The 23,776-nt window shown below is 62.9% G+C and carries 20 protein-coding genes; 6 read left to right on the top strand and 14 right to left on the bottom strand.

The features are described from left to right. Positions 1-173 precede the first annotated feature (173 nt). Positions 174-2,861 (top strand): aconitate hydratase AcnA, encoded by a 2,688-nt coding sequence (gene acnA / locus ACERHN_RS16960; RefSeq protein ID WP_415920201.1) that lies wholly within the window; start codon positions 174-176, stop codon positions 2,859-2,861. A 196-nt stretch (positions 2,862-3,057) separates the two neighbouring features. Here acnA and ACERHN_RS16955 read toward each other — a convergent pair whose 3' ends face one another. The 10 genes from ACERHN_RS16955 to yajC all read right to left on the bottom strand — a co-directional run bounded on the left by ACERHN_RS16955 (position 3,058) and on the right by yajC (position 9,931). Continuing rightward, positions 3,058-3,597: a DsbE family thiol:disulfide interchange protein gene (locus tag ACERHN_RS16955; protein WP_415920200.1), complete on the bottom strand. Its 540-nt coding sequence runs from the start codon at positions 3,595-3,597 to the stop codon at positions 3,058-3,060. Further along, positions 3,590-3,739, bottom strand: a complete 150-nt coding sequence (gene ccmD, locus ACERHN_RS16950; RefSeq protein ID WP_415920199.1) for a heme exporter protein CcmD — start codon at positions 3,737-3,739, stop codon at positions 3,590-3,592. Before ccmD ends, ACERHN_RS16955 begins: the two co-directional genes overlap by 8 nt. Then, the gene (locus ACERHN_RS16945; protein WP_415920198.1) at positions 3,732-4,463 is read right to left on the bottom strand and encodes a heme ABC transporter permease; all 732 of its coding nucleotides are present in this window, start codon (positions 4,461-4,463) and stop codon (positions 3,732-3,734) included. Before ACERHN_RS16945 ends, ccmD begins: the two co-directional genes overlap by 8 nt. Positions 4,464-4,511: 48 nt before the next feature. After that, complete coding sequence (gene ccmB, locus ACERHN_RS16940; RefSeq protein WP_415920197.1) at positions 4,512-5,168, bottom strand: heme exporter protein CcmB; 657 nt, start codon at positions 5,166-5,168, stop codon at positions 4,512-4,514. Next, entirely contained in the window at positions 5,165-5,779 is a 615-nt protein-coding gene (ccmA, locus tag ACERHN_RS16935; RefSeq protein ID WP_415920196.1) for a heme ABC exporter ATP-binding protein CcmA, read from the bottom strand. The genes ccmB and ccmA overlap by 4 nt, the downstream gene beginning before the upstream one ends. Positions 5,780-5,912: 133 nt before the next feature. Next, positions 5,913-6,266, bottom strand: a complete 354-nt coding sequence (locus ACERHN_RS16930; RefSeq protein WP_415920195.1) for an Mth938-like domain-containing protein — start codon at positions 6,264-6,266, stop codon at positions 5,913-5,915. Between the two features lie 3 nt (positions 6,267-6,269). Then, the gene (locus ACERHN_RS16925; RefSeq protein WP_415920194.1) at positions 6,270-7,022 is read right to left on the bottom strand and encodes a TSUP family transporter; all 753 of its coding nucleotides are present in this window, start codon (positions 7,020-7,022) and stop codon (positions 6,270-6,272) included. Beyond that, positions 7,015-7,986, bottom strand: coding sequence for a protein translocase subunit SecF (secF, locus tag ACERHN_RS16920; RefSeq protein WP_415922757.1), 972 nt, complete (start codon positions 7,984-7,986; stop codon positions 7,015-7,017). The genes ACERHN_RS16925 and secF overlap by 8 nt, the downstream gene beginning before the upstream one ends. A 2-nt stretch (positions 7,987-7,988) precedes the next feature. Then, positions 7,989-9,653, bottom strand: a complete 1,665-nt coding sequence (gene secD, locus ACERHN_RS16915) for a protein translocase subunit SecD (RefSeq protein WP_415920193.1) — start codon at positions 9,651-9,653, stop codon at positions 7,989-7,991. Next, positions 9,653-9,931: a preprotein translocase subunit YajC gene (yajC, locus tag ACERHN_RS16910; protein WP_299692965.1), complete on the bottom strand. Its 279-nt coding sequence runs from the start codon at positions 9,929-9,931 to the stop codon at positions 9,653-9,655. Before yajC ends, secD begins: the two co-directional genes overlap by 1 nt. A 132-nt stretch (positions 9,932-10,063) precedes the next feature. Here yajC and ACERHN_RS16905 point away from each other — a divergent pair, with 132 nt between their 5' ends. Together ACERHN_RS16905 and serS are read left to right on the top strand one after the other, a co-directional pair. Continuing rightward, on the top strand, positions 10,064-11,446 hold the full coding sequence (locus ACERHN_RS16905; RefSeq protein WP_415920192.1) for a pentapeptide repeat-containing protein: 1,383 nt from the start codon (positions 10,064-10,066) through the stop codon (positions 11,444-11,446). A gap of 141 nt (positions 11,447-11,587) precedes the next feature. After that, complete coding sequence (gene serS / locus ACERHN_RS16900; RefSeq protein WP_415920191.1) at positions 11,588-12,880, top strand: serine--tRNA ligase; 1,293 nt, start codon at positions 11,588-11,590, stop codon at positions 12,878-12,880. On the opposite strand, the gene ACERHN_RS16895 is transcribed toward serS, so the two are convergent. Further along, positions 12,877-13,968 carry a DUF2235 domain-containing protein gene (locus ACERHN_RS16895; RefSeq protein WP_415920190.1) on the bottom strand — a complete coding sequence of 364 codons (1,092 nt, stop codon included), beginning with the start codon at positions 13,966-13,968 and terminating at the stop codon, positions 12,877-12,879. The two genes, serS and ACERHN_RS16895, sit on opposite strands and share 4 nt — an antisense overlap. 87 nt (positions 13,969-14,055) lie before the next feature. Here ACERHN_RS16895 and ACERHN_RS16890 point away from each other — a divergent pair, with 87 nt between their 5' ends. Continuing rightward, positions 14,056-14,760, top strand: coding sequence for a hypothetical protein (locus tag ACERHN_RS16890; protein WP_415920189.1), 705 nt, complete (start codon positions 14,056-14,058; stop codon positions 14,758-14,760). Here the strand turns inward: ACERHN_RS16890 and der are convergent. The 3 genes from der to ACERHN_RS16875 form a co-directional block, all read right to left on the bottom strand. Continuing rightward, complete coding sequence (der, locus tag ACERHN_RS16885) at positions 14,757-16,208, bottom strand: ribosome biogenesis GTPase Der (RefSeq protein WP_415920188.1); 1,452 nt, start codon at positions 16,206-16,208, stop codon at positions 14,757-14,759. The genes ACERHN_RS16890 and der overlap by 4 nt on opposite strands. Positions 16,209-16,276: 68 nt before the next feature. Further along, positions 16,277-17,644 carry a PQQ-binding-like beta-propeller repeat protein gene (locus ACERHN_RS16880; protein ID WP_415920187.1) on the bottom strand — a complete coding sequence of 456 codons (1,368 nt, stop codon included), beginning with the start codon at positions 17,642-17,644 and terminating at the stop codon, positions 16,277-16,279. A gap of 10 nt (positions 17,645-17,654) precedes the next feature. Further along, positions 17,655-18,335 (bottom strand): hypothetical protein, encoded by a 681-nt coding sequence (locus ACERHN_RS16875; protein WP_415920186.1) that lies wholly within the window; start codon positions 18,333-18,335, stop codon positions 17,655-17,657. A gap of 232 nt (positions 18,336-18,567) precedes the next feature. On the opposite strand from ACERHN_RS16875, the gene ACERHN_RS16870 reads away from it, so the two are divergent. After that, positions 18,568-19,875, top strand: a complete 1,308-nt coding sequence (locus ACERHN_RS16870) for an efflux RND transporter periplasmic adaptor subunit (RefSeq protein ID WP_415920185.1) — start codon at positions 18,568-18,570, stop codon at positions 19,873-19,875. Continuing rightward, entirely contained in the window at positions 19,872-23,765 is a 3,894-nt protein-coding gene (locus ACERHN_RS16865) for an efflux RND transporter permease subunit (RefSeq protein WP_415920184.1), read from the top strand. Before ACERHN_RS16870 ends, ACERHN_RS16865 begins: the two co-directional genes overlap by 4 nt. Positions 23,766-23,776 lie beyond the last annotated feature (11 nt).

Here is a 23,776-nt window from a genome sequence, read left to right as displayed (position 1 = left end):
GGTTTGTTGAGCATTTGTGTCAGCCGCATCACGTTCCTGCGCATTTGCTGAAAAAATGGTATGCTATGGTATACAAAATCGTCGCACTCCCCCAATTGCAGTTGATCGAATGCCGGACTTGGGGCAAGACGCCCCCAAGTCGATGACCCATCCGCCCGAGGAAAGGAATTCCCATGCCCATCACTGTCGGACACGACACGGCCAAAACGCGCAAGACGCTCACCGTTGGCGACCAATCCATTGCCTATTACTCTATCCCTGCCGCAACCGAGGCGGGTCTGGGGGATTTTTCCAACCTGCCTGCGGCGCTCAAGGTCGTGCTGGAAAACATGCTGCGGTTCGAGGATGACAAGACCGTGACCGTGGACGACATCAAGGCGTTTGCGGAATGGGGGGCCAATGGCGGCAAGAACCCGCGCGAGATCGCCTATCGCCCGGCCCGCGTGCTGATGCAGGATTTCACCGGTGTGCCTGCGGTTGTGGACCTTGCCGCGATGCGCGACGGCCTCGTGGCTCTGGGTGGGGATCCGGAAAAGATTAACCCGCTGAACCCCGTTGATCTGGTGATCGACCACTCTGTCATGATCGACGAGTTTGGCAATCCGCGCGCGTTCCAGATGAACGTGGACCGCGAGTATGAGCGCAACATGGAGCGCTACACCTTCCTCAAATGGGGCCAGTCGGCGTTCAACAACTTCCGCGTGGTCCCGCCCGGCACCGGCATCTGCCACCAGGTGAACCTGGAATATCTGGCGCAGACCGTCTGGACCGATGCGGACCAGAACGGGGAACAGGTCGCCTACCCCGACACCCTTGTGGGCACCGACAGCCACACCACCATGGTCAACGGCGCCGCCGTCCTAGGCTGGGGCGTGGGCGGCATCGAGGCCGAAGCCGCGATGCTGGGCCAGCCCATTTCCATGCTGATCCCCGAAGTGATCGGGTTCGAGCTGACCGGCTCCATGGTTGAAGGTACCACCGGCACCGACCTCGTGCTGAAAGTCGTGGAAATGCTGCGTGCCAAGGGCGTTGTGGGCAAGTTTGTCGAATTCTACGGCGAAGGTCTGGACCGTCTGCCGCTTGCGGACCGTGCCACCATCGCCAACATGGCGCCTGAATACGGCGCCACCTGCGGCTTCTTCCCGATCGACAATGAGACCCTGCGCTACCTGCGCAACACCGGCCGGGACGAGGACCGCATCGCGCTGGTCGAAGCCTATGCCAAGGAAAACGGGTTCTGGCGCGGTGCGGACTATGCGCCCGTCTACACCGACACGCTGCATCTCGACATGGGCACCATCGTGCCCGCCATCTCGGGCCCCAAACGCCCGCAGGATTTCGTGGCCCTCACCGACGGTCAGAAAGCCTTCCGCAAGGAAATGGAAGAGACGTTCAAGCGCCCCATGGGCAAGGAAGTCGCTGTTGAAGGCGAAGATTACACCATGGAATCGGGCAAGGTCGTGATCGCCTCGATCACATCATGCACCAACACCTCGAACCCTTACGTGATGATTGGTGCTGGCCTCGTGGCACGCAAGGCGCGCGCTCTGGGTCTGAACCGTAAACCGTGGGTCAAGACGTCGCTCGCGCCGGGGTCTCAGGTCGTGTCCGCCTATCTTGAGGCGGCGGAACTGCAGGACGATCTGGATGCCATCGGCTTCAACCTCGTGGGCTACGGCTGCACCACCTGCATCGGCAACTCCGGCCCGATCCAGGAAGAGATCAGCAAGGCCATCGCAGACGGTGATCTGGTCGCCACGTCCGTCCTGTCCGGTAACCGCAACTTTGAGGGTCGGATCTCGCCAGACGTGCGCGCCAACTACCTCGCCTCGCCGCCCCTTGTGGTGGCCTACGCGCTGGCCGGCACGCTCGACATCAACCTCGCAGAGGATGCGATTGGCACGGACAAGGACGGCAACGACGTCTTCCTGAAAGACATCTGGCCCACCAGCCAGGAAGTCGCCGAACTGGTCGAAGCAACCGTGACGCGCGAGGCGTTCCAGACCAAATATGCCGACGTCTTCAAAGGCGACGAGAAATGGCAGAGCGTGGAAACCACGGACCAGAAGACCTATGACTGGCCGCCCACCTCCACGTACGTGCAAAACCCGCCCTATTTCCAGGGCATGTCGCCGGAACCGGGTGTGATCACCAATATCGAAGGGGCCAAGGTGCTGGCCCTGCTCGGTGACATGATCACGACCGACCACATCTCTCCCGCCGGTGCCTTCAAGGAGAGCACACCGGCCGGTCGCTACCTGACCGAACGCCAGGTCGCCCCGCGCGAGTTCAACTCCTACGGCAGCCGTCGTGGCAACCACGAGATCATGATGCGCGGCACCTTCGCCAATATCCGCATCAAGAACGAGATGCTGGACGGCGTGGAAGGCGGCTACACCAAAGGGCCCGATGGCGAACAGACGTCGATCTTTGACGCCGCCATGGCGCATCAGGAAAACGGCACACCGCTCGTCATCTTCGGTGGTGAACAATACGGTGCCGGATCGTCCCGCGACTGGGCGGCCAAAGGCACGGCGCTGCTCGGCGTCAAGGCAGTCATCGCCGAAAGCTTTGAGCGTATCCACCGCTCGAACCTCGTCGGCATGGGCGTGATCCCGTTTGAATTCACGGGTGGCGACACGCGCAAATCGCTGGGCCTGACCGGCGACGAAACGGTGAGCATTTCCGGCCTCGACACGATCCAACCCCTGCAAGAGGTGCCCTGCACCATCACCAAGGGCGACGGCACAGTGCACGAGATCATGCTGAAATGCCGGATCGATACCGCGATCGAGATCGAATACATCGAACATGGCGGCGTGCTGCACTACGTACTGCGCAACCTCGCCTCCGCGGCCTGAACCAAATCGGGATCGCGCAGTAAAAGCGCTGCGCGATCCACCGTCTCTGTTCCAAAAAAATCCCCGCCGGAGGCTCCCGCCATCAACCGCAGAAGCCTAACCTCTCGGCGGGGAAACCCGCCTGCCGGGCAGCGGGCAGTGGTATTTTCAGCCAGAAGAAACAGGGCGGATAAAAATGTAATGCGCCGTCAGGCGCTCAATTTGATAGCGCTTTTTCCAGCTCTGGCAGAAACCGCTGTTCATAATCCGACCCGACCAGCGGCCCCTGAAACCGGTACAGAACGGTGCCGTCGCCATCCAGAATAAACGTCTCCGGCGGGGCTGTGACCCCCCAGTCGATGGCCGACCGTGCTGCGGGATCAAAGGCAACCGCAACAAATGGATTGCCATCGTCTTCCAGATAGCTTGACGCAGGCCCCTCGGTGTCGCGGAAATTCACCCCGATGATCGGCATTCCGCCTGCCGCCATCTCCAACAGCTTAGGATGCTCCGCCCGGCATGGCGGACACCAAGACGCCCAGAAATTCACCAGGGTCACTTCCCCGCGCGCCAGATCGCCCGCACCCACCGCCGGAAAATCCGCCAGCTGCGCATCCGTCAGCGCAGGCGCCGGACCGCCCACGCGGGTCGACGGCAACTCATTGGGGTTGTCGCGGAACATGCCCACTGCGGCCATCGCGACGAAAGCCGCAAAAATGCCGATCGGCGCCAGCATCAAAGGCGAAACCTTAGCCATCCTGCCGCCGCTCCACATCTTCCATCTCGGCCCGCACCCGGCGTCCGCGCCACAGGCTCAGCACAACGATGCCCACCAGCAGCACAATCGACACTGCATAGGCCGACAGCACCGCGTCTGCGTATTTGCCAAGATCAGGCATGCCGCGCCTCCCGTGCAATCAGTGCGCGCGTGCGCCGCACGCGGATCTCCGTCCCCGTCCGGTACAGCACCAACGCAAAAAACAGCAGGACAAACCCGCCAATGCACACCAGCAGCGGAAAGTAGAACACGTCCGCCACGTTCTCTTCCTTGTCCAGCGACAAGGACGCCCCCTGATGCAGCCCCTGGTTCCAGAAATTCACCGCATAGCGGCTCAGCACAGCGAAAACCGTCCCCACCAGGCACAGGATCGATGTCAGATCCGCCGCCGTGTCCGGGTCTTCCACGGCCTCCCACAGCGCCACATAACCGAGGTAAAACAGAAACAGGATCAGGAACGAGGTCAGCCGCGGATCCCATGCCCACCAAGTTCCCCACATCGGCTGGCCCCAGATCGCACCGGTCACCAGCGCGATCAGCGTCATGACAATGCCCACAGGTGCGGCTGCCTTGGCCGCGAGCGCCGACACGTGATGCCGCCGAACAATCCATATGAGCGACGCCACCAGCATCATGAACCACGCATTGATTGCCATCAGCGCCGACGGCACATGCAGGTAGATGATCTTGACCGTGGAGCCCTGCCGAAAGTCGTCCGGCGTAAAGAAAAAGCCCCAAACCAGGCCCACCACAAGGCACAGCGCAGCCCCGGCCCAACACCACGGCATAACCCGTTCGCTGAGGCCCAAGAACTTGACCGGATTGGCATATTCCCACACTGACATGGCGTCGTATCTAAGCTCCCTGCGCGGCACGCTCAATGTAAATTCACGTTACCGCAAATTCACCCGTAAAACCGCCCCTGCGGCAAATGGCATGCAGGCCAGCACGGCCCCACTCACACCGGCCAGCAACATCAAAGCGGTACTGGCGTCCATCCCGTCCGCCGCCCGCCGCGCCGCCTCCGCACCGAAAATCAATGTGGGCACATAAAGCGGCAGCACCAGCAGCGACAGCAGCAATCCCCCCCGCTTGATCCCCACGGTCAACGCTGCCCCAAACGCACCGATCATCGACAGCGCAGGCGTGCCAAGCAACAGGCTCGCCACCAACACCGTATAGCCCTGAGTGGGCAGGTTGAGCAAAACGCCGAACACCGGCGCCGCCAGCACAAGCGGCAGGCCGGTCGTCACCCAATGCGCCCCCGCCTTGACCGCGACAATCCCCTCAAGCGGCAAGGGCGACGTCGCCAGCAGATCCAGAGCGCCGTCCTCGAAATCCACCGCCAACAGCCGGTCCAGCGACAACAGGCAGGCCAGCAGCGCACCCAGCCACAATACCCCCGGCGCGATCCGCGACAACAACCCCGTGTCGGACCCGACACTGAACGGAACCAGCACCACGACGATCAGGAAAAACGCCAACCCCAGGCCAAAACCGCCCCCCGCCCGCAACGCAAGCCGCAAGTCACGCAGGAACAGCGCCCTCACAAAAAAACCTCATCGGTGTGCGCCAGCGCGGACGCGCGTGCCTGAAATGCCGTTACGTCCAGCACCTCCGCCTCAAGTCCCAGATCGATATGAGTCGCCATCAGCGCCATGCCGCCCTCCGCCAGATGCAGGCGCACTGCATCCGCAAAAAGCGCAACAGACGCTGCATCGAGCGACACCGTAGGCTCATCCAGAACCCAGACAGGCCGCCCGGTGACCATCAACCGCGCCAGCCCCAACCGCCGCTTCTGCCCGGCCGACAACTGCCCGGCACGGCGCGTCGCCAGCCCCTTAAGATCGAACGCCGCAAGGGCTGCCGCGATGTCCGACTGCCCAAACACCGCCGCCCAGAAGGCAAGGTTTTCAGCCACCGTCAGCGCCGATTTCAATCCGTCCGCGTGGGCGGCATAGGCAATCCGCTCCTCGGCACCATCAATCTGGCCCGCGAGGCTGGGCTGCAACCCCGCCACGCACCGCAACAGCGTCGTCTTACCCGATCCGTTTGGACCGCGCAGCACCAGTGCCCCTCCCGGACGCAGCACAAAGGACACCCCCGCCAAAAGCGGAACGCCACCCCGCCCCACGGCCAGATCGGTCACTGTCACATTCATGAAGACAGCCCTAACCCATTGCGCGCACCCGCAAAAGCCCGCGATCCCCGTCTCTGTTCCAAAAAATCCCGGGGGGAGAGGCGCAGCCTCGGGGGGCTGGCCCCCGCAAATTTTGCAAAATTTGCCCGCCCCGTCAGACCGGCAGTACGGCCAATGCGATGCGGCGCCCTTCGCTGAGCAACACATTGTAGGTCCGTGCCGCCGATGGCGACGACATCACTTCGACCCCAATCGCCGCCTCATCCAACGCCGCCCGCAGATCCGCCGGTATATGCGCAATATCCGCTCCAGTGCCGAGAAATAGCACGTCAATCTGACCGGCAAGCGCCAGAAGCGCGCCGTGATCATCATATCCGCCCCACGCCACCGGACCCGCGGGTCCGGTCAGCATCGGGCCTTCGATCACCGTGCCACCGATGCGAAAGAACCCCGGCCCGTACCCTTCGACCGGCTTTGCATCTGTAAACTCGATCTCATTCAAACGCATGTTTCACTCCCACAGCGGCAGGCCCAGAATAGCGGATGCGGCAATGACGAGGTAGGCCACCACGCGGAAAAGTCGCTCGGCGCCCGGATCAAAAACCCACGCCCCCACCACATTGGACAACATGTACAGCGGCACCAGAAGCACGCCAACCATCACCGCCACCAAATCTACCAACCCCGCGCCCAGAAGGACCGTTATCATCAACAGGTCAATGCCCAGCAGGTACAGCAGGAAATTCGCCCGGATCGTCGCAATGGGCAGCGCACTCGCCATGTAGAGCATGATCACAGGCGGCCCTGGCACCCCCGCCACACCGCCCAGAAACCCGCCCACACTGCCCACCGCCACAACCGCACGGGGCGGCAGCGCACCGCGGTAGCGCCAGCCGCTCATGACCAGCACCAGCAACACCAGCACCACGCCAGACACCAGACACCCGAACACGTCTCCACGGAGGTAGGACAGCGCCCACAGCCCCATCGGCAGGCCCACAACCGCCCCCAGCAACAGGCGCAGCGTCTCAGCCTTCTGCCCGGTGCGCAGCGCCGCCGGCAGGTTCGGCAGCGGGCCCCAGAATTCCACAACGGTCAGAAACACAAGCGCTGCAAACGGGTCCAGAACGGACGCCGCCGCAGGCATGATGATCATCGCAGACCCGAACCCGGTAAACCCGCGCACCAGACCTGCTGCGACAATGGCACCAACCAACCACCACAGCCCCGGCAGCGCCAGGGCCGTGGCATAGGCATCAAGCATCCACGTTCGCGAATTGATTGCCGGTGGTGTTGGGGTCGGACTTGTCCCAGTTCCGCTTGACCCCCAGCCACAGCAAGATCGTCGACGCCACAAAGACCGACGAATACGTCCCCACGATCACGCCCCAGATCATCGCAAACACGAACCCGCGGATCACATCTCCGCCCAGCACATAAAGCGAGATCAGCGCCAGCAACGTCGTGACCGAGGTCATGACCGTCCGGCTCAGCGTCTCGTTGATCGAGATGTTCAGCACCTCGGCCAGCGGCTTTTTCTTGTACTTCCGAAGGTTCTCACGCACCCGGTCAAACACCACCACCGTGTCGTTCAAACTGTACCCGACGATGGTCAGAAGAGCCGCAATAATGGCAAGGTCGAACTTGATCTGCAGTTCCGAAAATATGCCGATGGTCAGGATCACGTCATGGACCAGCGCCGCCACAGCGCCGAGCGCAAACTGCCATTCGAACCGCAGCCAGATATAGATCAGCACCGCGCCGATGGCCAAAACCACCGCAATGGCGGCGGTGGTGATCAGCTCGCCCGACACTTTCGGACCAACGGATTCCACCGACAGGAATTTCATGTCCGGCACCGCCGCACTCAGAGCGCCCTGCACCTCGCGGATGGTCTCTGGCGTCACCGCCTCCTGCCCTTCCTGCGCCTGAATGCGGATCATCGCCACGTTCTGATCGGCGGCAAAGGTCGGGTCGAACACCTCCGTGATCGAGATATCGCCAAGGCTCAGCGGCGTCAGCGCATCGCGATAAAGCGCGATGTCCACCGGCTGCGTGCTTTCGGTTCGCACCGTGGTGCCGCCCCGAAAGTCGATGCCAAAGTTCAGCCCCTGCAGCGCAAAACTGGCAAAGCCAATCACCATCATCAGCGCCGAAATGCCCAACCACAGCTTCCAGCGGCTGAAGAAGTCGAATGTCGTGCCTTGCTTGACCAGCTTCAGTCGCATCATCAGACCTCAATCGTTTTCGGGCGTTTGCGCTCGAACCACATCACCACCAACAGGCGCGTGACAAAGATCGCCGTGAACACAGATGTCAGGATGCCAAGGCCCAGCGTGATCGCAAAGCCGCGCACAGGTCCCGAGCCCATGGCAAACAGGATGACAGCCGTAATGAACGTCGTGATGTTGGCGTCCAGAATGGCCGACAACGCCTTTTCATAGCCAAGCTCGATCGCCCGCGCAGGACCGCGCGCCGACTTCAGCTCTTCGCGGATCCGTTCAAAGATCAGCACGTTGGCGTCCACCGCCATCCCCACGGTCAGAACGATGCCCGCAATTCCCGGCAGGGTCAGCGTGGCGCCGATCATGCTCAGCAGACCGAAGATCAGCCCCACATTCACGATCAGCGCGATATTCGCAAAGAGGCCAAACAGACCATAGCTCAGCGCCATGAACACCAGCACCGCGACAAAGGCGACGATGGTCGCGACCTTGCCCGCGTCAATGCTGTCTTGTCCCAGTTCCGGCCCAATGGTCCGCTCCTCAAGGAATGTCAGCTCCGCCGGCAACGCGCCAGCGCGCAACAGCACCGCCAGATTGGTCGATTCCTCGACATTGAAGTTGCCGGTGATGATCCCTGACCCGCCCGGAATATGGCTCTGGATCACGGGCGCGCTCACGACCTCGTCATCCAGCACGATGGCAAAAGGCGACCCGATATTGTCCGCCGTATAATCGCCAAACCGGCGCGCCCCGGACGTATTGAACCGGAAGTTCACCGCCGGGCTGCCGTTCTGGTCAAAGGCGGGCTGCGCATCCACAAGGTCCTCGCCCGTCACCACGGGCGCGCTCTCGATCACGTAAAACGTGCCCGGCTCGTCAATCGACGGCACCAGCTTGTTGCCGATCCCGGCACTCGCATTCGCGTCCGTCGTGCGGTTCACCACCGGGTTGAACGTCAGCTGCGCCGTGGTGCCGATAATCTCTTTCAGCTCCGCCGCCGATCCGATGCCCGGCACCTGGATCAGGATCCGCTGCGTGCCCTGCCGCTGGATCGTCGGCTCTCGCGTGCCCACCTCGTCAATCCGGCGCCGCACGATTTCCAGCGATTGCTGCACCGTGCGCTCGTCACTGGCCAGCTTTTCCTCGTCGCTTAGCTGCACGATGATCGTATCGCCGCCGGTGGAGCTGACAACGATGTCATTCGCGCCCACACCGGTCAGCGTCTGCACGGGCCGCGCGAGCGACCGCACCTGCGTCAACGCGCGCTGCAGGCCCGCAGGCTCACCAATGCGGATGCGCAGCTCATCGGGGGGCGATTGCTGCAACCGGATCGTGCCGATCGTCGCCCGCTCCTGGCGCAGCAGATCCCGGATCTCGGGCCAGCTGGCCTCCATCCGGGACGCATACACATCCTCCACCTGCACCTCGGCCAGCAGATGCGCACCACCGCGCAGATCCAGCCCGAGGTTCACAAGGCTCGACGGCATCCAATCGGGCCACTGCGCCCGCGCCGCTTGATTTTCGGCCGTATCCGCGCCCAGCTCAATCGCCTGCACCGCGTCATTGTGCTGTTCCACGCGGGTGTAGAACCCGTTGGGCAGCGCCAGCACCAGCCCAAACGCCACCAGCGCCCAGATCAGTACCCGTTTCCAGCCTTCAATCTGGAGCATTATTTCGCAGGCTCGGTCTTGGTCAGCACCTGGGCGATGGTCGACTTGACCACGCGCACCTTCACGCCTTCGGCCAGCTCAACCTCAACCTCGTTGTCTTCCTTGACCTTGGACACCTTGCCGATCAGGCCACCTTGCGTGACCACCTGATCGCCGCGCCGCAGCGCTTCGACCATGGCGGCGTGCTCCTTGACCTTCTTTTGCTGGGGCCGGATCAGCAGGAAATACATGATCGCAAAGATCAGGATCAGGGGGATAAACTGGCCAAAGGCTTCCATGGAGATGTCCTGTATTTGAGGCGGATATGCGCGCCGGATTCTGGCCCGCAACAGAATTTCGCAGAACCTATGGGCGGGGGGCCAGCGGCGCAAGGCGCAAAAGGCGGTTTTCGCAAGGCGCATCCCTTCCCAATGACGCCCCTTCGCGTCAAAGTGGTGGGTATGGACGAAACCTTCACCTACACCCTCACCCTGCCCCGCCCGCTGGCCATGGGTCTGATCACGCTGGTGGGGGTGACGCTGGCCTCCGGCCTCGTCTACCTGACCCTGCCCGAGGCGAAAGGGGAAAAGGGCACGCTCCATCGTCTGCGCGCCGCCATGGGCCTCAGCCGCCTGCACCCGTTGGTGATGCTGGTGGGTTTGGTGCTTTACGCTGCCCTTGTCGGCATCCTGATCCTCGGGCTCTTCGGCTTGATCATCGACACGCTGATGGCGTCGGGTCGCACGAACGACTACCTCTTCTACGTCCTGCGCATCGGCGGTCTGACAGCGGTTTTGGGTGCGGTGGTCGCCTTTCCGTTTACGCTGATCCGGCTAAGGTTAACCGAAGCGCAGACTAAAACGGCTCAGGAAAGTCTATTCAACGACAAGATCAACGAAGCGACCAAAGGGCTGTACGCTCGCCGACAGGTTACTGAGGCCCGCAGTGATGAAGCACCGACTTCTTTGTGGCAAGACGACATAGTGCACCGCTGTGCGTCAATTGACAGACTGTATCGCTTAGCATCAACTGAACGTCCTCAAGAAGCCCTATCGGTTTGTGAATTGCTAGCCAACTATGTTCGCGTCAACTTTCCTATTCTAAGCGAGACCGCCACTGATTTACCGTTCGAACGTCGACAGCCACGGGCAGATTTACAGGTAGCGATAACGGCAATTGGTCAACTGAATTCACTCGCTAGACCTACGGCACCAAGTAACTGGCGCCTAAATCTGAAGTTTACCGATCTGGACGGAGTTGATTTCACGAGTTTAGATTTCGCTTGGTCCAACTTTAGCAACTCCCGGTTCGAAGGGGCACGCCTAGGGCAAGCTAATTTTGATGGCGCTTTGTTCAACTACAGCCTACTCAATTGCGTTGAGTGCTATGGAACAGACTTTACAGGCGCGCAGTTTAATCACGCCAAAATTCCGGCACAACCGGGCGGTTGGTTCGCGGGATTTGAAATGGCTGCTTCTTTGCGTGGAGCAAATTTCACAGCGTCTGATTTGAGTGGCATCCGCCATTTGAGCAAAGTCGTTTTGGCAGAGACCTTCGGAACTCAGGATACTGTGCTTCCGCAAGGTCTGCAGTTTAATCGTGAGAAGGTTAACTTGTACGATTATCACCTTTATCGCGATACTGAGGACGTAGATCAGGACGACTTTGAGTACTCTGATCTCGAGGAAGCTGTACGGAACAGCGGATTTCAAAATTGGTCGCCCTACGCAAGCAACGACGGGACGACAGGTCAGTTTTACAAGGACCTACTAAAGTCATTGGATATGTTAAATTGGCCTTACTGGACAGAATAGAGCTCTAAACAGTGATCCGTGTCAGCAAACGTCACTAAACCACAACGGTGCACACATTGCGCACCCCCTGCTCCCCCCTTTTCCCCGGCCCGCCAATCGGGCATATGACCCCCACCGCAACCCGTCCAAAGGACCAGACCCATGCACGACATTCGCGCCATTCGCGCCAATCCCGCCGCCTTCGATGCCGCCCTTGCGCGCCGTGGGGACGCGGGGATGTCGTCTGCGCTTCTGGAGCTTGATGAAAAGCGCCGCGCCTGCATTCTGGCGGCGGAAACGGCGCAGGCAGAACAGAACAAGGCCTCCAAGGAGGTCGGTGCCGCCAAGGGCCGTGGGGACGAGGATGAATTTCAGCGCCTGCGCGCCCTCGTCGCCGAAAAGAAAAACGAAATCAGCAGGATGCAGGACGAAGCGAAGGCTCTGGATGCAGAGCTGACCGATGCGCTGGCCCGTATCCCGAACCTGCCCGCCGAGGACGTGCCCGACGGCGCGGATGAGGCGGACAATGTCGAGGTGAACCGCTGGGGCACGCCGCAACCCTTTGATTTCACGCCTAAAGAACATTTTGAGATCCCGAGCGTCGCCGCCTCCATGGACTTTGAGACGGCGGCCAAGACATCCGGCAGCCGCTTTGTCATGCTCACCGGTGCCGTGGCCCGCATCCACCGAGCACTGGCGCAATTCATGATCGACACACATGTGGACCAGAACGGTCTGCAAGAGGTCAACGCGCCCGTCCTCGTGCGTGACGACGCCATGTATGGCACTGATAAACTTCCGAAATTCGGCGAAGACAGCTATCGCACTGAAGAGGGCATGTGGCTTGTCCCGACGTCCGAAGTGCCGCTGACCTACACCGTGGCGGGCGATGTGCTGGACGAGGCGGCGCTGCCCATCCGCTATACCGCGCACACGCTGTGCTTCCGCTCCGAGGCCGGCAGCGCGGGGCGCGACACGTCCGGCATGCTGCGCCAGCACCAGTTCGAGAAGGTCGAGATGGTGTCCATCACCCATCCCGACGCGTCCGAGGACGAACAGAAACGCATGCTGAAATGCGCCGAAGGCATCCTCGAAGCGCTTGAAATCCCTTACAGAACCGTCGTGCTCTGCACCGGCGACATGGGGTTCGGCGCGCGCCGCACCTTTGACATCGAGGCGTGGTTGCCCGGGCAGGACGCCTACCGCGAGATCAGCTCGGTCTCCACCACCGGCGACTTTCAGGCGCGGCGCATGAATGCGCGGTTCAAACCGGCGGGCGGCGGCAAGCCGGAATTTGTCCATACGCTGAACGGCTCGGGCCTTGCGGTGGGGCGTTGCCTGATCGCGGTGCTGGAAAATGGCCAGCAGGCGGATGGTTCGGTCAAACTGCCAGCAGCGCTTGCCCCTTATCTCGGCGGCAAAACCACCCTCACGACGGACGGCACGCTGGCCTAAAAAAACCGGCGCAGGCTTTCTGGCCGGTAGGCGGCAAGGTCGCGCAAACGCGCGGCCGTGCTGTCGTTGAGGCTGGTCATCTTGCGCGGGTCCTTGCGCCAATCCAGCAGGTTGCGCGCGAGCCTGTAGACACCGCCGGGATCACTTAACCTGTTGGTTTCCAACAGATGATTGGCCCCGTCGCGCGATGGCTTCATCCGCGCACGCCACGTGAGGTTCGGCGCGCCCTCCAGCACCCACAGCTTGGGAAAGACCGACAGCGCGTCGGTCATGGCACTGCCCCCAAGGATCGCGTGATCGCCCACAAACCACTGTTGCTGATAGGGCGCCGATGGTGATGTGTCGCCACCGTTGATTGCTGCGATATTCTCCCATAGGGCCGGTTCGTAAAACCGGCGCCGTTCATCCGCGGCCACCGCGTGGCGTGCGGACACAACCGAACGGGACAGCATCATGTCGTGAAACCGGTACTGCCGGTTCCACAGCCGCGCGACCGCGCCGAAGATCGCGGTTGGTATCCCGCGTGCGCCCACAGTGTCCCACACACCGAGATAAGCGATGCGCACAATGGGCACGGGGTCGGGACGCGCGGCGCGGTCCCGTTCGGATGTTGCAAACCGGGGCGACATCGCCGCGCGCATGGCCTGTATGCCCGGCGCATCAGGCGCATTGCCCGCCCCCGCCCGCCGGTAGAGCCGAAACGCCCGGCGGATACCGCGCGGTGACAGGTCGTCAATGATCCCGCATTTGCGGATCATCCCCGCCACCGACCGCGCCGTAAATGCCCCCCGCGAAAACCCGAAGAGGTAAATTTCGTCGCCATCCTCATAGGTTTGGGCAATCGCGGTGTAGGCGGCCTTGACCTTGGCCCCGAGGCCAAGCCCGGTCGCACCGCCCAGGATCCGGTTCACGCCACGGCCCAGCAATGTCTCGAACCGCGGGTCATCATTCACACCAACGCCGGAGAAATACTTGACCACCTGTTGGTCGGAAATATCCAGCGAAATGGCCATCTCCGGCAGGTGCGTTGTGTCCGCGATATCCGGCGAATTCCAGGTTCCGTCACACAGCACCACAATGCGTTTCATCCGAAAAACCTTTTGCAAGAACGGGTTGCGCCGCTACGTCGTTGCCAGTCTAAGCATGTGGCATATCGCGGTAAAGGGAGCGGCAGGATGCGCGGAATATGGGCGGGTGTGGTTCTGGTTCTGACCATTGCGTTTGCGATCTCACCAATCTGGGTCCCGGATTTTGGCGGGTTCGATCCGGATGCGTTCCCGGTGCGGCAAGAGGATCCGCCGGCGCAGCCTGCGGGCTATGCGTTTGCCATTTGGGGGGTGATTTACCTGTGGTTGATCGTGGGGGCGGGCTTTGGCCTGTGGCGGCGCGCACGAGATACGGCGTGGGATGCCATGCGGGTTCCGCTTGCGATCTCACTGGCGGTCGGTGCCGTATGGCTGCCTGTTGCGGTGCTCAGCCCGATCTGGGCGACCATCCTGATCTGGGCGATGCTGATCCCGGCGCTGGCCGCACTTTACCGGGCACCGCAGGATGACAGCTGGGCGGCGGCATGGCCCGTGGGTCTCTATGCCGGGTGGCTGAGCGGGGCGTCCTGCGTGTCGATTGGCCTGCTGCTTGGCGGGTATGGCGTGATGTCCAATACGGCGGCAGCGCTGGTCATGATCCCGGTCGCCGCGGTGCTGGCCTTTGCCGTGCAATGGACGCTGGGCCGCGCGCCGACATATGGGGTCGCCGCCATCTGGGCCCTGCTCGCGATCGTGGTGCAGAACGGGACAACGACAGCCGTGGGCGCGCTGGCACTGGCCGGTGCGGCCTTCCTGGTTACACCGACGGTGCGGGCGGCCCTGCGCGGGGCCTAGCTGCGCCGCCCTTCGGTGTGCTTGCGCAGCTTTGACGGCCCGGCCTTCTTGCGCCCCTTGTAGGGGTTCGCCGCCCCCTGCCCGCGCATGAACACGCGGATCGGCGTGCCCGGCATGTCGAAATCCACACGCAGCGCGTTGACCAGATAGCGGTTGTAGCTTTCGGGCACTTTGTCGGGGTGACTGCACATCACCACAAAGGCGGGTGGGCGCGTCTTGGCCTGGGTCATGTAGCGCAGCTTGATCCGCTTGCCCTGCGGCGCGGGGGGCGGATGCGCCTCGATCATGCCTGCCAGCCAACGGTTCAGCGCCGCCGTGGGCACGCGGCGGTTCCACACTTCGTGCGCGCGCAGAATGGCCCCGTTCAGCCGGTCAAGACCGCGCCCCGTCTTGGCTGACACCGTGATGAGCGGCGCGCCCTTGAGCTGCGGCAGCAGCCGCTCAAAGCTCTCCTTGAGGTCGCGCAGCTTGCCCTGCTTGTCGTCCTCGACGTCCCACTTATTCACGGCCACCACAACCGCGCGCCCCTCGCGCTCGGCAAGGTCTGCGATACGCAGGTCCTGTTGTTCAAACGGGATCGCCGCGTCGAGCAGGACCACCACAACTTCGGCAAATTTCACCGCGCGCAGGCCATCGCTGACGCTCAGTTTTTCCAGCTTTTCCTGCACCTTGGCGCGTTTGCGCATGCCTGCGGTGTCAAAGATGCGCATGGGCGTGCCGTCCCATGTGGTGCGCAGCGAAATGGCGTCACGGGTGATCCCCGCCTCTGGTCCGGTCAGCAACCGGTCCTCACCCACGATGCGGTTGATCAGGGTGGATTTACCCGCATTGGGCCGCCCGACAACCGCGACTTGCAGGGGGCGGGATTGCGTGGGCGTGCGCGGGCCGTCCTCGTCGTCCTCATCCACATCAACATCCACCTCGGGCGCATCATCCGCCGCCCGTTCGGCAAAGCCATCGGCCAGGGGTTGCAGCTGTGCGTAAAGGTCGGTCAGCCCCTCGCCATGTTCCGCCGACAGCCGGATCGGCTCCCCCAACCCGAGCGCATAGGCCTCGAGCACGCCGCCATCCGTCGCCGTGCCTTCGGCCTTGTTCGCCGCGAGCAGCACATGGTCCGCCCGCTTGCGCAGAATGTCGGCAAAAACCTCGTCCGTGGGGGTGACGCCGGTGCGTGCATCCACCATGAACAGGCACACATCAGCCATGTCCACGGCCCGTTCCGTCAACCGGCGCATACGGCCTTGCAAGCTGTCATCCTCGGCCTCTTCGAGGCCCGCGGTGTCGATGACCGTGAACCGCAGGTCCGCCAACCGCCCCTCGCCTTCGCGCAGGTCGCGCGTCACACCCGGCTGGTCATCGACCAGCGCAAGGCGCTTGCCCACCAGACGGTTGAACAGGGTCGACTTGCCCACATTGGGCCGACCGACAATGGCGAGAGTAAAGCTCATGGGTGATCCCCAACGCGAGAAAAACAGACGCAGCCCTTAGACCATTCCGTGCCCGCGCGAAAGGGGGCTCAGCGGTAGGCGATCAACGTGCCCTTGCGGTTCACGACATACAGCGTCTGGCCTGCGACCACAGGTGCCGTCGTGGCCCCGGACGGGATGTCGGTAACGCCGGTCAGCCCACCGGTCGCCGGATCATAGCTGCGCAAGCTGCCGTCCGAGGAGGCCACCAGCAGCCGACCACCGGCCAGAACCGGGCCGTGATGCGTGAACACTTCGGACCGGCGCAGAGGGCGGTCGTTGACGAAATTGGGCAGCTCAGCGCTCCAGATACGAGTGCCGTCAGCGGCACTCAGGCGCAGAAGTTCATTGCGGTCACTCACGAGGAACACGCTGTCCGCCACGGGAAGCACGGTACCAAAGGCCCCCTCCGGCGCGGTCCAGAGCCGCGCACCGCTGCCTGCATTGATCGCGACCGTCCGCCCGGCCTGGTTCGCGGCATAGATCACGCCATCGGCCACAATCGGACGCCCGGTCACATCGTCGATCCGGGCCAGCGCACGGCCCGTGCGCCCGCCAAGCACCGACGCATCCCAGCGACGCAAGCCGCCCTGGCTGAACACGGCCTGCATCTCGCCCGAGCCAAAGGCGAAAACCGTCAGCCCGTCGGCAATCACGGGCGCAGGCGCGCCCAGGATGTTCGTGCGGCTTTCGGACGAGCCGATCTGCCATGCGATGCGGCCCGTGTCCTTGTTCAGGGCCCAGCCGGTGTCATCCCCGGCCACCACATAGACGAGGTCGCCGAACACGGTCGGGCGCCCGGTTGCGGGCGCATCCAGGTCCTGCGTCCAAACGACCGCGCCGGTTTCCACATCCAGCGCAGTGAGCGCGCCGAACCCCGACGAAACGTAAAGCCGGTTGCCGTCCACCGCGAGACCGCCACCGGTGCCGTCGCCGTCATTGGCCCCTGCCGGCAGCACATCGCGTTGCCAAAGCAACTGGCCGCTGGTCGACACGGCGGACACCGTGCTGAGACTGTCGAGCGTAAAGACGCGGCCACCGGCCACAACCGGATCGGCCACGATGCGGTACTTGCGGCTGTCGCCTGCGCCGATCCCGACGCTCCACACAGGGGTCAGCGTGCTGCCCAGCTGTGGGTGATCTGTTCGGAAGGATTGCGTGCCAAGGCCTTGCGGCGCGTCCGCGTTGACCACGGGTGCGGGCAGCGTGATGCCGCGGGCCGCTGCCGTGACGGCGGCGGCTTCTGTCTCTGCGGTCACGGCACCGGTCAAAACCGCGTCAATCGGTTCGCGTTCTCCGGGCAGGATCACCTCGCGCTCGCCGCAGGCGCTCAACAACAGCGCCGCGACGCCCATGGCCAGCGGTGCCAGACCCGCTTTGCGGATCGAACCGGCGTGTGCTTCACGGGTGATGCTCATGTCCCGCCCCTCAATTATCTGTCGCTGCGTCCGTATCTTCGTCGGCGAGCGTTCCACCTAGGGCCACAATCGCCTGTAGGGCGCGCCGTTGCAAGCCCGCGCTGGCCTCGGCGTCATCCAGCATGGGGCGCAGCATGTCGATGGCCGCATCAGTATTGCCCGTTTCAATCTCGATCAGCGCCAATTGCTCTTCGGCCAGCAGGCGGAACGGCACCCCCGGAACGGCAAGGCTTTGGAAGCCTGCGCGCCGCGCCTCGACGTCAAGCGTGTCCGATTGCAGCAACAGCGCGCGGAAGGTCGCGATCTGCCGGTAGATCAACGGCGCATCCGCCGCGTTCTGCACCGCTGTCAGAGCGGCGATGGCGCCGTCCGTATCCCCGGCATCGGCAAAGGCACCCGCCTGCAACAGCGACAGAACGGCGGTGCCTTCGGGTGTTTCGGCATCGATCCCGGCCAGGGCGCCGGCCCTGCTGGTTGCGTTATCCTCTGACAGCGCGGCCAGCATCGCATCACCAAGCGCCTGCGCCCGCGCCTCTTCCTGCGCCTTGCGGTATTCATTGAACGCCGCACCCCCGACGATCACGAGGATGGCCAGCACCGCGATCCAGCCGTACCGACGCAGCAGACCATAAAGCCGGTCGCGGCGGACCTCTTCGTTGACCTCGTCGATGAAACTGTCGGTGTTGCTCACGCCTTGATCCTCGCCCCGCCACGGCCCGTGCGGGCCTGTTTTCGCGCCCCTCTTATCGCGCCCCGCCCCCCAAGCCAAGAGCGCGCGCGCACCCGCGCGCCTGCGGCAATCCGCACACATTGCGCATCCGCAGCAAAAAAAGTAATCTGAACTGGTTAGTTTAGTCGTAAGCCTCACTATATAGCAGGCACTAGGTGCCGCACGTGATGCGGAACGAACAGGGAAAACGAAAATGCGGTTTGTGTCATTGATCCTGGCGGTTGTGGTGGCCGTGGTCCTGTATTTGTGGGTGATTGAGCGCGACGCCACGTTGGCCTTTATCGCGGAACAGACCGGCGGCGCGCAGGATGACGCGGTCGCAGTGGCAGAAGACACCGCGGAACAGAGCGCTGTGCAAGACAGTGAAACCGCGCCAGCTGAAAATCTGATAAAGGTTGTGGCCCGCCGGTCCGTGGCGCGCGAAATCGACAGTGCCGTGATCCTGCGCGGCCAGACGGAGGCCGCGCGCGAGGTCGAGGTGCGGGCCGAAACCACCTCTACGGTGATTTCCCCGCCCCTGCGCAAGGGGGCGTTCATCGACGAAGGGGCGTTGTTGTGCCGTCTCGATCCGGGCACCCGCGCCTCTGCGCTGGCCGAAACCCGCGCCCGCGTGTCCGAGGCCACATCGCGCAAGTCCGAGGCCGAGGCGCGCGTTCCCGAAGCAGAATCGCGCGTGATCGAAGCACAGGCGCGCCTGGACGAAGCGCTGGTCAATCAGAACGCGGCCCAACGCCTGAGCGAGGGCGGGTTTGCCGCTGAAACGCGGGTCAAGAATGCGGATGCCGGTGTGGCCGCGGCCGAGGCAGCGCTGGAAGCGGCGCGCGCTGGCGTGACGGCCGCGCGTGCGGGACTGGAATCAGCAGACGCAACCATCGAAAGCGCGCTGGCCGCCGTGGCATCGGCGGAAAAAGAAATGGCGCGGCTGGATATCCATGCGCCTTTTGCCGGACTGCTCGAAAGTGACACGGCAGAGCTGGGCACATTGCTGCAACCCGGTGCGCTCTGCGCGACGGTGATCCAGCTGGACCCGATCAAGCTGGTGGGTTTTGTGCCGGAAACCGAGGTGAACCGGGTCAAGGTTGGCGCCAGTGCCGGCGCACGGCTGGCCGCGGGCAGCCAGGAGGTCATTGGCACCGTGACGTTCCTCAGCCGCGCCGCGGACGAGACAACCCGCACCTTCCGCGTAGAAATCGAAGTTCCGAACCCTGACCTTGAAATCCGCGACGGACAGACCGCCGACATCGCCATTTCTGCGGCCGGGGCCAAGGCGCATCTGTTGCCGCCCTCTGCCCTGACGCTGAACACCGAAGGGGATATCGGCCTACGCACGGTGGATGACGCAGGCCTTGTCGCGTTTCAGCCCGTGACCGTGCTGCGTGACACGGCGCAGGGCGTGTGGCTGACCGGTCTGCCCGAGACGCTGAACGTCATTGTCGTCGGACAGGAATTCGTGACCGCAGGCGTGACCGTCGCGCCCACATATCAGGAGCAGACCCAATGACCGGTGTTGTCGACTGGGCCGCGTCACGCGCGCGAATGGTGATCGCCTTTATCATCCTGTCTATCGTCGTAGGGGCCGTTGCCTATATCAGCCTGCCCAAGGAGGGTGAGCCGGATATCGAAATCCCGACCCTCGTGATCTCGGTCCCCTTCCCCGGCATTTCCGCCGCCGACGCCGAAGACCTGTTGATCCAGCCGATGGAGACGGAATTGTCCGACCTCGACGGGCTGGACAAGATGACGTCCACCGCCGCCGAAGGCTATGCCAACGTGGTGCTGGAATTCGAATTCGGCTGGAACAAGACCCAAGTCATGGCCGACGTGCGCGACGCCATGAACACTGCGGAGGCCGAGTTTCCGAGCGGGTTTGAGCAGTACACGCTGGACGAATTCAACTTTTCCGAATTCCCGATCATCATCGTGAACCTGACCGGCCCCGTGCCGGAACGCACCATTGCGCGGGTGGCAAAGGACCTGCAGGACGATCTCGAAGGGCTGGATGCCGTGCTCGAGGCAAGTCTGGTGGGCAGCCGGGACGAGATGGTCGAGGTCGTGATCGATCCCCTGCGGCTCGAGGCCTACAATGTCACCGCCGGAGAGCTGATCACCGTGGTGCAGAACAACAACCAGCTCATTGCCGCGGGCGAGGTCGAGACGGAACAGGGTTCCTTCGCGGTCAAGATCCCGTCGTCTTTCGACAATGTGCGCGATGTCTATGACCTGCCGGTGAAAACCAATGGCGACCGCGTGGTCACCTTGGGCGATCTGGCGCGCATCAACCTGACATTCGAGGACCGCACATCCACGGCCCGCTTTAACGGTGAGGACACGGTGGCCTTGCAGGTGGTCAAGCGCAAGGGCTTCAACCTGATCGACACCGCAACACTGGTCAAGGAGGTCGTGGCCGAGAAATCGGGCGAATGGCCCGAGGGTCTGCAAGCCGCCGTCGAAGTGGGCACGTCCAATGACACCAGCCGCGAGGTTGCGTCGATGGTGGGCCAGCTTGAAGGCTCCGTCCTCACAGCGATTGCGCTGGTGATGATCGTGTCGCTTGCGTTCCTCGGGCCGCGTGCGTCGATCCTTGTGGGCTTTGCAATTCCAACCTCGTTCCTGCTGTGCTTTGTGCTGCTGGCGATCATGGGCATTTCGGTGTCGAACATCGTGATGTTCGGCCTGATCCTATCGGTGGGGATGCTCGTCGACGGTGCCATCGTGGTGGTCGAATACGCGGACAAGCGGCAACAGGCCGGTGTCGGGCCCATGCGATCCTATGTCGAGGCCGCGCAGCGCATGTTCTGGCCCGTGGTGTCGTCCACGGCCACGACGCTCTGTGCCTTCTTGCCGATGCTGTTCTGGCCCGGTGTACCTGGCGAATTCATGGGTATGTTGCCGGTTACCCTGATCTTTGTCCTGTCGGCATCGCTGATCGTCGCGCTGATTTACCTGCCTGTCATGGGCGGCGTGCTGGGCCGCCTGATAGCATGGTGCGGCATGCAGATGCACCGCATCGCCGCCTTGCCGATCCTCGCACATATCGGCGTTGCGGTCGTTGCCCTTGTCATGATGGGTGGCGTACTGGCAATCGGCCCGCTTTACGCGCAGGTCGGTGTGGCCTTTGCCGCAATGGACGGCCAGAATATCTGGGGCTCCGTGCTGCCAACCTTCTTTGACGTGTTCCTGATTGGCGTTACGCTGGTTGCCATCGTGGGCTTGATCCTTGTCGGCGTCCTGACCGCAATGCTCTGCCTTGGGGCGGTGTTCATAAGAGTTGGCGGCGCGGCATTGTGGATCGCCCGCGCGATCTTTGGTGAGCGCAAGCGCAAGGTGCGGTCGGGCTATCGCCGCTCGGGCTTTGGCTATGTGATCCAGGGGATCGTCGGCAACGCGGTCATGCCGCTTGTGATGGTGGGCGTGGTCTTTGTGTTTGTCGGCACAACGCTCATCTACTTCATCAACAACAACAAGGGCGTGGAATTCTTTGTCGAGACCGAAACCGAGCAGGCCATCGTGTACGTTCTGGCCCGCGGCAACCTCAGCCTTGAGGAAAAAGACGTCCTGCTGCGCCAGGTGGAAGACGTGGTTGTGCGCCATCCCGGCATCCGCAGTGCGTTTTCCTTTGCCGGTGCGGGCGGTCTGAACGCCAACACGGGCGGTGCACAGAACCCGCGCGACACCATCGGTCAGATCCAGCTGGAGGCGATCCCGTGGGACGAACGCCCCGACGCGACAGAGCCGTGGTTTACCGTGCCCTTCACCGATTACGTCGTGATGCGCGAGGTCAAAGCGCCTGATTTCGACGGCGACTATGTGCTTGAGGAGTTGACTGCGGAACTGAACCAGATCCCCGGCATTCGCACCGAAGTCCTGCCGCTGGCCCAAGGGCCCGCCTCGGCCAAGCCGGTGCACCTGCGGATCAAGGGCGACGACTGGCAAGAGCTGCTGACCGCCGCCGGTGCCGCACGCGCACAGTTCGAGGCGACGCCGGGTCTGACCCGGATCGAGGACACCCGCCCCCTGCCCGGCATCGACTGGCAGATCGACGTGGATGTGCAAAAGGCCGGGCGCTACGGCGCGGACGTGGCCACCGTGGGCGCGATGGTCCAGTTGGTGACCCGCGGCCTGCTGCTGGACACGATGCGGGTCGACAGCTCGGACGAGGAAATCGAGATCCGCGTGCGCCTGCCGGAACAGGACCGTGTCCTGTCCACGCTTGATACGCTGAAGGTGCGTACCGCAGACGGGCTGGTGCCGTTGGCCAACTTCATCTCCCGCACCCCCGTGGCCGAACTGGCCCAGATCAACCGCGTGAACCAAAAACGCTATTTCGACGTGAAGGCGGACGTGCTGGATGGTCTGCAAAAGCTGGTTGAGACGACGGATGTGGACGGCACAGAGGTGCAGCAGACGGTTGCAACCTTGCGCCCGTCGGCATCGGGCACGATCACCGGTGATGACGGCGCCACCTTTGCCGTCATGGCCGTGAATGACACGGGCGCGGGCCGCGATCTGGCGGCGGAACTGGCCGCAGGTGATCTGCGCATGGTTCCGGTGAACGCGAACGAGCGGGTGGCCGAGCTGACCAAATGGCTGGAGACGGACCCGTTTGGCACCGGGCTGGAACACGAATGGACCGGCGATCAGCAGGATCAGGAAGAATCCGGTGCCTTCCTCGGTCAGGCGTTCCTGGGCGCGCTGTTCTTGATGTTCATCATCCTGCTGGCGCAGTTCAACAGCTTCTACAACGCGATCCTCGTGCTGCTGGCCGTGGTTTTGTCCACCACGGGCGTGCTTTGGGGGATGCTGATCATGGATCAGACGTTCTCGATCATCATGACCGGGACGGGCATCGTGGCCCTGGCAGGTATCGTCGTGAACAACAACATCGTGCTCATTGACACCTATCAGGAATACGAACGCTACATGCCCCGGATCGAGGCGATCATTCGCACGGCACAGGACCGTATCCGCCCCGTTCTGCTGACCACGATCACCACGATGGCAGGGCTTGCACCGATGATGTTCGGCCTCAGCCTCGATTTCGGCGGCGGCGGCTATACCGTCGACAGCCCCACCGCGCTGTGGTGGAAACAACTGGCGACCGCGGTCGTGTTTGGTCTGGGCATTGCAACCGTCCTGACCCTGATGGTGACGCCGTCCATGTTGGCCATGCGGGTGTGGGTCGTGACCTATGCGCTGTGGTTCAGCCAGCTGCTGGCCAAGCTGTCGCTCGGCCGTGCCAGCGCCTCGGCGCGCGACTGGGCCTTGTCGCGACAGGCCGAACGCATGCCGAGCCAGGAACTGGTGTGGGATTTCGACGACATGGATGCAAAAGGTTCGGACCAGGGGGAGCTGCCTTTCGCCAATCCATCCCCTCTCAAAGCGGCAGAATAGAGCGCTTTGCA

This window comes from Tateyamaria rhodophyticola (assembly GCF_047777875.1).
GTDB lineage: Bacteria > Pseudomonadota > Alphaproteobacteria > Rhodobacterales > Rhodobacteraceae > Tateyamaria.
The sequence above is the reverse complement of the archived record's forward strand: the minus strand, read 5'-3'. Positions and strand labels throughout refer to the sequence as shown.

Excerpts from the sequence above, each read along its gene's own strand:
- acnA (WP_415920201.1), top strand. The coding sequence starts at position 174 with ATGCCCATCACTGTCGGACACGACACGGCCAAAACGCGCAAGACGCTC.
- ACERHN_RS16955 (WP_415920200.1), bottom strand. The coding sequence starts at position 3,597 with ATGGCTAAGGTTTCGCCTTTGATGCTGGCGCCGATCGGCATTTTTGCG.
- ccmD (WP_415920199.1), bottom strand. The coding sequence starts at position 3,739 with ATGCCTGATCTTGGCAAATACGCAGACGCGGTGCTGTCGGCCTATGCA.
- ACERHN_RS16945 (WP_415920198.1), bottom strand. The coding sequence starts at position 4,463 with ATGTCAGTGTGGGAATATGCCAATCCGGTCAAGTTCTTGGGCCTCAGC.
- ccmA (WP_415920196.1), bottom strand. The coding sequence starts at position 5,779 with ATGAATGTGACAGTGACCGATCTGGCCGTGGGGCGGGGTGGCGTTCCG.
- ACERHN_RS16930 (WP_415920195.1), bottom strand. The coding sequence starts at position 6,266 with ATGCGTTTGAATGAGATCGAGTTTACAGATGCAAAGCCGGTCGAAGGG.
- ACERHN_RS16925 (WP_415920194.1), bottom strand. The coding sequence starts at position 7,022 with ATGCTTGATGCCTATGCCACGGCCCTGGCGCTGCCGGGGCTGTGGTGG.
- secF (WP_415922757.1), bottom strand. The coding sequence starts at position 7,986 with ATGCGACTGAAGCTGGTCAAGCAAGGCACGACATTCGACTTCTTCAGC.
- secD (WP_415920193.1), bottom strand. The coding sequence starts at position 9,653 with ATGCTCCAGATTGAAGGCTGGAAACGGGTACTGATCTGGGCGCTGGTG.
- yajC (WP_299692965.1), bottom strand. The coding sequence starts at position 9,931 with ATGGAAGCCTTTGGCCAGTTTATCCCCCTGATCCTGATCTTTGCGATC.
- ACERHN_RS16905 (WP_415920192.1), top strand. The coding sequence starts at position 10,064 with ATGACGCCCCTTCGCGTCAAAGTGGTGGGTATGGACGAAACCTTCACC.
- serS (WP_415920191.1), top strand. The coding sequence starts at position 11,588 with ATGCACGACATTCGCGCCATTCGCGCCAATCCCGCCGCCTTCGATGCC.
- ACERHN_RS16895 (WP_415920190.1), bottom strand. The coding sequence starts at position 13,968 with ATGAAACGCATTGTGGTGCTGTGTGACGGAACCTGGAATTCGCCGGAT.
- ACERHN_RS16890 (WP_415920189.1), top strand. The coding sequence starts at position 14,056 with ATGCGCGGAATATGGGCGGGTGTGGTTCTGGTTCTGACCATTGCGTTT.
- der (WP_415920188.1), bottom strand. The coding sequence starts at position 16,208 with ATGAGCTTTACTCTCGCCATTGTCGGTCGGCCCAATGTGGGCAAGTCG.
- ACERHN_RS16880 (WP_415920187.1), bottom strand. The coding sequence starts at position 17,644 with ATGAGCATCACCCGTGAAGCACACGCCGGTTCGATCCGCAAAGCGGGT.
- ACERHN_RS16870 (WP_415920185.1), top strand. The coding sequence starts at position 18,568 with ATGCGGTTTGTGTCATTGATCCTGGCGGTTGTGGTGGCCGTGGTCCTG.
- ACERHN_RS16865 (WP_415920184.1), top strand. The coding sequence starts at position 19,872 with ATGACCGGTGTTGTCGACTGGGCCGCGTCACGCGCGCGAATGGTGATC.